The sequence below is a fragment of the Pseudomonas kitaguniensis genome (assembly GCF_009296165.1).
Classification (GTDB): domain Bacteria; phylum Pseudomonadota; class Gammaproteobacteria; order Pseudomonadales; family Pseudomonadaceae; genus Aquipseudomonas; species Aquipseudomonas kitaguniensis.
The window spans coordinates 1-10,110 of the sequence record NZ_VUAZ01000121.1 but is presented as its reverse complement, the minus strand read 5'-3'; the positions used below and the strand labels follow the sequence as shown (position 1 = coordinate 10,110).

Annotated in this window: 3 protein-coding genes and 2 rRNA genes; all 5 read left to right on the top strand. The window is 61.6% G+C overall.

Annotation, left to right across the window (positions count from 1 at the left end; genetic code table 11):
* Positions 1-163, top strand: a 23S ribosomal RNA gene (locus F0169_RS19580); the annotation flags it as partial.
* Positions 164-318: 155 nt separating this feature from the next.
* Positions 319-434: ribosomal RNA gene (gene rrf / locus F0169_RS19575) — 5S ribosomal RNA — on the top strand.
* 191 nt (positions 435-625) lie between these two features.
* A complete protein-coding gene (gene recC, locus F0169_RS19570) occupies positions 626-4,078 on the top strand; it encodes an exodeoxyribonuclease V subunit gamma (protein ID WP_152747384.1) in 3,453 nt (1,150 codons plus the stop codon).
* Positions 4,075-7,746 (top strand): exodeoxyribonuclease V subunit beta, encoded by a 3,672-nt coding sequence (recB, locus tag F0169_RS19565; protein WP_152747383.1) that lies wholly within the window; start codon positions 4,075-4,077, stop codon positions 7,744-7,746. The genes recC and recB overlap by 4 nt, the downstream gene beginning before the upstream one ends.
* Positions 7,743-9,833, top strand: a complete 2,091-nt coding sequence (recD, locus tag F0169_RS19560) for an exodeoxyribonuclease V subunit alpha (protein ID WP_152747382.1) — start codon at positions 7,743-7,745, stop codon at positions 9,831-9,833. Before recB ends, recD begins: the two co-directional genes overlap by 4 nt.
* Positions 9,834-10,110: the final 277 nt, after the last annotated feature.

The window sequence follows — 10,110 nt, the reverse complement described above, 5'->3', positions numbered from 1 at the left end:
CGCTGAAAGCATCTAAGCGGGAAACTAGCCTCAAGATGAGATCTCACTGGAACCTTGAGTTCCCTAAAGGGCCGTTCGAAGACTACGACGTTGATAGGTTGGGTGTGTAAGCGCTGTGAGGCGTTGAGCTAACCAATACTAATTGCCCGTGAGGCTTGACCATATAACACCCAAGCAATTTGCTTGCTCTGACGAGCACCAGATTGCGGTGTGTGAAGACGATAGAACCGAAAGTTCGATCTCACAAAACACCGAAAGCTATCACATACCCAATTTGCTGAAGCGAGGCCATCAGGCCACGACTCAGTACCCGAATTTCTTGACGACCATAGAGCATTGGAACCACCTGATCCCATCCCGAACTCAGTAGTGAAACGATGCATCGCCGATGGTAGTGTGGGGTTTCCCCATGTGAGAGTAGGTCATCGTCAAGATTAAATTCCAGAACCCCTGTTTGCTAACGCAAACAGGGGTTTTGTTTTGGGCGGTCGGAAACCTGTGCAGCTTGCTTGGCCCACCGCAGCGCACGAGACAAATGTGCACAGTTCTTTCATCCCAAGACCGCCCACGCCGCCTTCAATGCTAAAGTCGATCCCTCGATTTTGGTTTTCCCAAGGAAGCCGTTATGCCGTATGCGACGTCCCTCAGTGCTGGATTCATGGTGGTTCACGGCAACCGCCTGGATGAGCTGCGCAGCCTGGTCGTCAGTTGGATGCGGCGTTATCCGCTCGCGCCCCTGGAAAATGAAATCGCTCTGGTACAAAGCAACGGCATCGCCCAATGGCTCAAGTTAGCCTTGGCCGAAGACCCGGAAGCAGATGATATGGGTGGCTGCGGCATTGCTGCGGCAATCGATGTGCAACTTCCCGGCAGCTTTATGTGGCAGCTCTATCGTATGGTCTTGGGCCGTGACCAAATCCCGCCCAAGTCCCTGCTCGATAAAGCCCCACTGACGTGGCGCCTGATGCGCCTGCTACCCCAGCTCATCGACCAACCGCACTTTGAGCCGCTGCAACGTTTCCTCACCCACGACACTGACCTGCGTAAACGCTACCAACTCGCCGAGCGTTTGGCTGACTTGTTCGACCAATACCAGGTATACCGTGCCGATTGGCTGGAAGATTGGGCCGCTGGCCGCCACCAACTGCGCAACGGGCGGGGCGAATCCAAGCCGCTGAACCCCGCGAACTGCTGGCAGGCTGAGCTCTGGCGCGCACTTCTTTTGGATGTGGGTGAAGAAGGCATGGCCGAAAGTCGCGCCGGCGTTCACCAGCGCTTTATCGAACGCATCAATACGCTTGAGCAAGCGCCTGCGGGCTTGCCTTCCCGCGTGATCGTTTTCGGCATTTCATCCTTGTCCGCCCAGGCACTGGAAGCACTCGCCGGCCTGGCACGCTTCAGCCAAGTGCTGCTGTGTGTGCACAACCCTTGCCGTCACCACTGGTCCGACATTGTCGCCGACAAAGACCTGCTGCGTAACGAGTACAAACGCCAAGCGCGCAAGGCTGGCATGCCCGTCACCATCGACCCGCAAACCCTGCATCAGCATGCTCACCCGCTGTTGGCCGCCTGGGGTAAACAGGGCCGTGACTACATCAGCCTGCTCGACAGTTATGACGATCCCAACAGCTACCGCGCAGCGTTTAGTGATGGTCGAATCGACCTGTTCAGTGACAGCGAACCCACCACGCTGCTCAACCAGTTGCAAAACGATATTCTCGAGCTGCGCCCCCTCAATGAAACTCGTGAGTTTTGGCCCGCTGTCGACCTGCAACGCGATACGTCGATTCGCTTCCACATCGCCCATAGCGCACAACGTGAAGTAGAAATACTCCACGACCAGTTGCTGCAACGCTTCAGTGCGGACCCTGCGCTGCGCCCCCGCGACATCATCGTCATGGTGCCTGACGTTGACAGCTACGCGCCGCACATCCGCGCCGTGTTCGGACAGCTTGAGCGAAACGAGCCACGCTTCATCCCGTTCACCCTGACCGACCAAGGCCAGCGTGGCCGCGACCCACTGCTGATCGCCGTCGAGCATCTGCTAAAGCTGCCCGACAGCCGCTTCCCGGTCAGCGAAATTCTCGACCTGCTCGACGTTCCGGCCCTGCGTGAACGTTTCGCCATCAAAGAACGCGACCTGCCCACACTGCATCGCTGGATCGAAGGCGCCGGCATCCGCTGGGGCCTCAACGCCGAGCAACGTGCGGGCTTGGGTTTACCGAAAGAGCTGGAACAAAACAGTTGGCGATTCGGCCTGCGCCGCATGCTCTTGGGTTACGCAGTCGGCACCGGCGTCGCGTGTGACGGTATAGAGCCTTACGACGAAATAGGTGGCCTCGACGCCGCCTTGATTGGCCCGCTGGTTGCGTTGCTCGATGCGCTGAACGACGCCCATCACGCCTTGTCACAACCGGCCGCGCCACAGGAATGGGGCGAGCGCCTGCAACGCTTGATGCAGTTGTTCTTCCTCGCGAGCAGCGAACACGACGACTACCTGCTGAGCCAGCTCGAACAGCTCAGAGAAGATTGGCTGGAAACGTGTGAGTCCGTCGGCCTGCAGGACGAGTTACCGCTTACCGTAGTCCGTGAAGCGTGGTTAGCCGGCCTGGACCAAGGCCGCCTGTCCCAGCGTTTCCTCGCCGGGGCGGTCAATTTTTGCACGCTGATGCCCATGCGTGCGATCCCGTTCAAGCTGGTTTGCCTGCTCGGCATGAACGACGGTGACTACCCGCGTGCCCAACCGCCGCTGGACTTTGACTTGATGGGCAGCGACTACCGCCCCGGCGACCGTTCACGCCGTGAAGACGACCGCTACCTGCTGCTTGAGGCGCTGCTGTCAGCCCGCGACCAACTCTATATCAGTTGGGTGGGCCGCAGCATTCGCGACAACAGCGAGCGCCCGGCCTCGGTTTTGATCGGCCAATTGCGTGACCATATCGCCAGCGGCTGGCACAGCGCACAACCAGACACAGCGCTAATCGATGCGATGACCCAGGAGCACCCGCTCCAGCCTTTCAGCGCGCGCTACTTTCACGAAGGTGACGCGCTGTTCAGCTACGCCCGCGAATGGCAGTTGCTGCACCAAACGCCCGGCGGCCTCTTGAACCAGGAAGAATTGCCGGCGCATCAACAAGATGAACCGCTGAGCCTCGGCCAATTGCAGGACTTCCTGCGTAACCCGGTTAAACACTTCTTCAGCCAGCGTCTGAAAGTGTTCTTTGAAGCCGCCGAAGTACCGCTGGCCGATGAAGAACCGTTCGTGCTCGACGCGCTGCAACGCTACAGCCTCAGCGATAGCTTACTCAACGCCGCACTCAGCCAACCGGATCATGTCGACCAGGCCCTGCATGCTCAGGCCCTGCGCCTGCAAGGCAGCGGCTTGCTGCCCATGGTCGGTTTCGGCGAATGCCTGCGCAACGAATTGGTCGAGCCATTGCCCGATCTAGTGCACCGTTACCAACAATTACTGGCGCTCTGGCCCACGCCACAAACGGCGGCCGAACCGATCAATTTTGAGCACCACGGTATTCACTTGGAAGGCTGGGTCGGCGGCCTGCATCGGCGCAGTGATGGCGGCTTGTTAAGCGTGACCACCATCCCCAACAGCATCGGTTCGATCAAGACGCGCAAATGGCATCGGCTGATTCGTCCCTGGGTCAATCACGTGGTGGCCTGCGCGTGCGGTTTGCCGCTGAGTACCGGTTTGGTCGCGAGCGACGATACTTTGCTACTGGCACCGTTGGAAAAAACCGCCGCCCAGGAAATACTCGGTAACCTGCTGTTGGCCTGGCAACTCGGCATGCGCAAACCGCTGCCGGTGGCGGTCAAAACAGCCTTTGCCTGGCTCGGCCAAACCGACCCCGCCAAGGCCCAGGCTGCCGCGAGTAAAGCCTACGAAGGCGACGGCCTGACCACTGATGGCGAACGCCGCGAAACCCCGCCACTTACCCGACAGTTCCCCGACTACGCTGCGCTGGTGGCCAGCGAAGAATTCGAAGGCTGGTGCGAAACCCTGTATCGCCCGCTGATCAACGCGCCATGGCGATCACTCAGCAGCGAGGAGGCCAGCGCATGAGCAGCAAACCTTTGGCCCTGGCTTTCCCGCTAAAAGGCAGCCAGCTGATTGAAGCCAGCGCCGGCACCGGCAAAACCTTCACCATTTCCGCCCTGTACCTGCGCCTGGTACTCGGCCACGGTGGCGCAGAAACCGGCTTTGACCGCGAACTGTTGCCGCCGCAAATCCTCGTGGTGACCTTCACCGATGCCGCCACCAAAGAGCTGCGCGAACGCATCCGCATCCGCCTGGCCGAAGCCGCGCGGTTCTTTCGCGATGAAATCGGGCAACCTGACGCGCTGATCGCTGAGCTGCGCGATCAATACCCGCCAGAACAATGGCCCGCGTGTGCCAACCGCCTCGACATCGCCGCGCAATGGATGGACGAAGCCGCCGTCTCGACCATCCACAGTTGGTGCCAACGGATGCTGCGCGAACACGCATTCGACAGCGGCAGCCTGTTCACCCAAACCCTGGAAACTGATCACAGCGACCTGCTTGGCGAAGTACTGCGCGATTACTGGCGGCTGTTCTGCTACCCGATGCACGACGACGCGCTCAACTGGGTGCGCAACAACTGGAGCGGCCCCGCTGCGCTGATGCCGCGCGTGCGTGCGCTGTTCGGCAGCGAACGGCCGGCGCTTGATGCGCGCGAGCCCGCCGAGCTGATCAATGCGTGCCTGCAAGAACGCCGTGAAGCATTGGTAAACCTCAAGGCGCCCTGGCAGCAATGGGCTGTCGAACTGCGTGACATCTGCCTGCAAGCCGTCGCCGCCAAAGCCGTCGACGGTCGCAAGATGCAGGCGCGTTACTTCGAGCCCTGGTTCGAAAAAATCAGCGACTGGGCCGCGGATGACACCCTCGAACAACTCGACATCGGCACCGGCTTCAGCCGCCTCACGCCCGATGGCATGGCCGAAGCCTGGAAGGGCGACCCGCCGCATCACCCGGGCATCGACGCGATGGCCAGCCTCAAAGCCAGCCTGGACGCGTTGCCAACCCCCGATGCCGCCGTGTTGCAACATGCGGCCGATTGGGTGGGTAAACGGTTTGAAGAAGAAAAACGCCGACGTGCCGAAATGGGCTTCGACGACATGCTGATCCGCCTGAATGCGGCGCTGCAGGCAGACGGCGGTGAACGCCTTGCCAGTGTGATTCGCGAGCAGTTCCCGGTGGCCCTGATCGATGAATTCCAGGACACCGACCCGGTGCAGTACAGCATCTTCGACAGCATCTACCGCATCGAAGAAAACCACACGGACAGCGGCCTGTTCCTGATCGGCGACCCGAAGCAGGCGATCTATGCCTTCCGCGGTGCCGACATCTACACCTACCTGCGTGCGCGCCAATCAACCACTGGCCGCCACCACACGTTAGGCACTAACTACCGCTCCAGCCATGCGATGGTCGAGGCGGTGAACCATGTGTTCCAGCGTGCCGAAACAGGCCGTGGCGCATTCCTGTTCCGCGAGCCGACGGGCGATAACCCGGTGCCGTTCCACCCAGTGTTATCGCAAGGCCGCAAGGAGCACCTGCAGGTCGATGGCCAGACGTTGCCGGCGATGAACCTCTGGCACCTGCCCACCGATCAGCCGATTTCCAACGCGGTGTATCGTCAGCAACTGGCGGCGGCCTGCGCCACGCAGATCGTCGAGCTGCTCAATGGCGGACAGCGAGGCACGGCCGGTTTTGTAAAGGACCAGCACTTGGAAGGCGTGCTGCCGTCAAACATCGCGATTCTGGTGCGCGACGGCAAGGAGGCGCAAGCGGTGCGCGGCGAATTGGCCGCGCGTGGCGTGCGCAGCGTATACCTGTCCGATAAAGATTCAGTCTTCGCCGCCCAGGAAGCGCATGACCTTTTTGCCTGGCTCAAGGCCTGCGCCGAACCTGATGTAGAACGCCCGCTGCGCGCCGCGCTGGCATGCGTCACCCTGAACCTGCCACTGCTTGAACTGGAGCGTCTGAACCTGGACGAACTCGCGTGGGAAACCCGCGTGATGCAGTTCCGTGGCTACCGCGCGATTTGGCGTACCCAAGGCGTGCTGCCGATGCTGCGTCGGCTGCTGCACGATTTCAAACTGCCGCAAACCCTGATCGCGCGCAGCGACGGCGAACGCGTGTTGACCAACCTGTTGCACCTCAGCGAATTGCTGCAACAGGCGGCTTCGGAACTGGATGGCGAACAAGCGTTGATCCGTCATTTGGCCGAGCACCTGGCGTCGTCGGCGCAAGCCGGTGAAGAGCAGATTCTGCGCCTTGAAAGCGATGAGCAACTGGTCAAGGTGGTGACCATCCACAAGTCCAAAGGCCTGGAATATGACCTGGTGTTTCTGCCCTTCATCTGCTCGGCCAAGCCGGTAGACGGCAGCCGATTGCCCCTTCACTACCATGATGAACAGGGCAAGTCCCACGTCAGCCTGCGGCCGACCGACGAATTGATCGCTCAGGCCGATGATGAGCGCCTGGCCGAAGACCTGCGTTTGTTCTACGTCGCACTGACCCGCGCCAAACACGCCTGCTGGCTTGGCATTGCCGACCTCAAACGTGGCAATAACAGCCGCTCCGTGTTGCACCTGTCCGCGTTGGGGTATCTGCTCGGCGGCGGCGCGTCGTTGGGCGAGTCCGCGGGCTTGGCGCGCTGGCTGCTGGATTTGCAGGCAGGCTGCCCGGCCATCCACTACGCCTGCGTGCCCGAAGCGCAAGACCTGGTTTTTTACCCGCCACGCAACGAGGCCGCCTTGCTCGCGCCATTGCTGCCCAAGCGCAAGGCCGCCGAAAACTGGTGGATCGCCTCCTACAGCGCGCTGCGCATTGGCGACAGCATGAGCGCGGCCAGCCTGGAAGCACCGGAAAGCCCACAGGCCCAGAAGCTGTTTGATGACGAGCGCCTCGACCCCGACGCACCGCGCGAAGTGGCTGCGTCCGGCGGCGATATTCACCGTTTCCCACGCGGTCCCAACCCCGGCACCTTCCTCCACGGCCTGTTGGAGTGGGCGGGCGAGGAGGGTTTCAACGTTACACCCGAGGCCATCGAAAAGGCTGTGGGCGCGCGCTGCAACCGCCGTAACTGGCAAGGTTGGATCGTCACCCTCAGTGGCTGGCTGGGGCATGTGTTGCAAACGCCGCTGCCCGTGGATAACCACCGCATCACCCTGAGCAGCTTGCAGCAGTACCAGATCGAAATGGAATTCTGGTTCGCCAGCCACAAAGTCGACGTGCTCGCCCTCGACAAATTGGTGTGCCAGTTCACGCATAATGGCGTCTCGCGGGTTGCCGCCGAACCGGTGTTGCTCAACGGGATGTTCAAGGGCTTTATCGACCTGACCTTCGAACACGACGGCCGTTATTACGTGGCCGACTACAAATCCAACTGGCTCGGCCCTGACGATTTGGCCTACACCCATGACGCCATGGAACTGTCGATCCTGGAGCATCGGTACGACCTGCAATACGTGCTTTACCTGCTGGCCTTGCACCGCCAGCTCAAGGCACGCCTGCCGGATTACGACTACGACCAGCACGTCGGCGGTGCGCTGTACCTGTTCTTGCGCGGTACCCAGTCGGCCACCCACGGCGCGTATTTCACCCGGCCGCCCCGCGAATTGATCGAAGGCCTGGACCTGCTGTTCCAGGGCAAGCCAATACCGCCCAAGGTCGAGCCCGCCTGGGAACAAGGAGTGCTGTTATGAGCCTGTCGCCTTTACCGCTTGAGGACCTGCTGCCGCTCAGTCGTGCTGCCGACTTGGTGCAGTTGCTGGAGCGCTGGGTTGATCGCGGCTGGTTGCGTGCCCTGGACAAAGCCTTCGTCGGCTTTTTGCACGAACTTGATCCACACGCGGACCCTTTGGTGTTGCTGGCGGCAGCGCTGACCAGCCACCAACTGGGCCACGGCCACGTATGCCTCGACCTGTTCGAAACCCTCAAGGCGCCGGATTTTGCCTTGTCGCTGCCGCCCGAGGGCGACCAGCAAACCGGCGCCATGCTGCTGCCTTCGCAATTGCTCGAGGGCCTGGACGGCGCCGAATGGTGCCACGCGCTGGCGTCCAGTCGTTTGGTCGCGCGGGCTGTCGATGGCAGTGACGCTGCCCAAAGTCGGCCCCTGGTGCTGTGCGGTAAGCGCCTGTATTTGCGCCGTTACTGGGCCTACGAGCGGCGCATCGACACAGCGTTGCGCCTGCGCCTGGCTACCCGGGAAAGCGTGGCCGCCGATTTGCCGCAACGCCTCAACCGTTTGTTCGACCAAGCGCCGCCCGATGGTGTTATCGACTGGCAAAAACTCGCCTGCGCCCTGGCCACTCGCGGTGCATTCAGCATCGTCACGGGCGGCCCCGGCACCGGCAAAACCACCACCGTGGTGCGCCTGCTTGCACTGTTGCAGGCGCCCGCCGTGGAAGCTGGCAGCCCGTTGCGCATCCGCCTGGCTGCGCCGACCGGTAAAGCCGCCGCGCGCCTGACCGAATCGATCAGCCAGCAAGTGCTGTCGCTGAACGTACCGGACAACGTGCGCGAAAAAATCCCGACGCAGGTCACCACGGTTCATCGCCTGCTCGGCAGTCGCCCCGGCACCCGGCACTTTCGTCATCACTTGGCTAACCCGTTGCCACTGGACGTGCTGGTGGTGGACGAAGCCTCGATGATCGACCTGGAAATGATGGCCAACCTGCTGGACGCCTTGCCGCCCCACGCGCGCCTGGTATTACTTGGCGACAAGGACCAGCTTGCCTCGGTAGAGGCCGGCGCCGTACTCGGCGATTTGTGCCGCGACGCCGAGGCCGGCTGGTACAGCGCCGATACGCGCCAGTGGCTGCAAGCGGTCAGCGGCGAAGACCTCGGCGCCAGCGGCCTGCAGGAAGACCTCGACGGCAGCCATCCGCTGGCTCAGCAAGTGGTGATGCTGCGCTACTCGCGGCGTTTTGGTGAAGGCAGTGGCATCGGCCAGTTGGCACGCTGGGTCAACCAGCAAAATGCCGAAGAAGCGCGCGCGCTGTTGGCCGCTCGCAGTCATGCTGACCTGTTTTGTGTCAGCCTCAAGGGCGAACACGACACTGCCCTGGAGCGCTTGGTGCTGGACGGGCAGGGCGACGGCGCCCAAGGCTATCGCTATTACCTCACCCTGCTGCAAAGCGCGCGCCCGGCAGCCGATACCCCGCGTGAAAACCCCGCCTGGACCCTCTGGGCGCAACACCTGCTGCAAGCGTTTGACGCGTTCCAGCTGCTCTGCGCCGTGCGCAAAGGCCCGTGGGGCGTGGAAGGTTTGAACCTGCGCATCACCGCCGCCCTGCGCAAAGTGCGGCTGATCGAAGGCGACGAACACTGGTACGAAGGCCGCCCGGTGCTGATGACCCGCAACGATTACGGGCTGGGCTTAATGAATGGTGACATCGGTATCGCCCTCAAATTGCCCGAGAGCGATGGCGGCCCGCTGGTGCTGCGCGTGGCTTTCCCACGCAACGATGGCCAGGGCGGCGTACGCTTTGTGCTGCCAAGCCGTCTGAACGATGTGGAAACCGTGTACGCCATGACCGTGCACAAATCCCAGGGCTCAGAGTTCACCCACACCGCGCTGATATTGCCGGATGCGCTGAACCCGGTGCTGACCAAAGAGCTGATCTACACCGGCATCACCCGCGCCAAACGCTGGTTCAGCCTGATCGAGCCGCGCGGCGGCGTGTTCGAAGAGGCCGTGCGGCGCAAGGTCAAACGCTTGAGCGGGTTGATGCTGGAGTTGGACGCCGCGCCTGAGAATATAGTGGGCCTTGAGCAGCCCAGCCTTTAGCGGCATGTGGCGCAGTTCAACTGTGGGAGGGGGCTTGCTCCCGATGGCGGCGGTTCGGCTACTGATTTATTGACTGACCCACCGTCATCGCGAGCAAGCCCGCTCCCACACTTATTGGAATGTGGCGCAGAATTTTGCAGCTGTCGCAGTTCAACTGTGGGAGGGGGCTTGCTCCCGATGGCGGCGGTTCTGCCACTGATTTATTGACTGACCCACCGTCGATCGCGAGCAAGCCCGCTCCCACACTTATTCGAATGTGGCGCAGATTTGCAGCTGT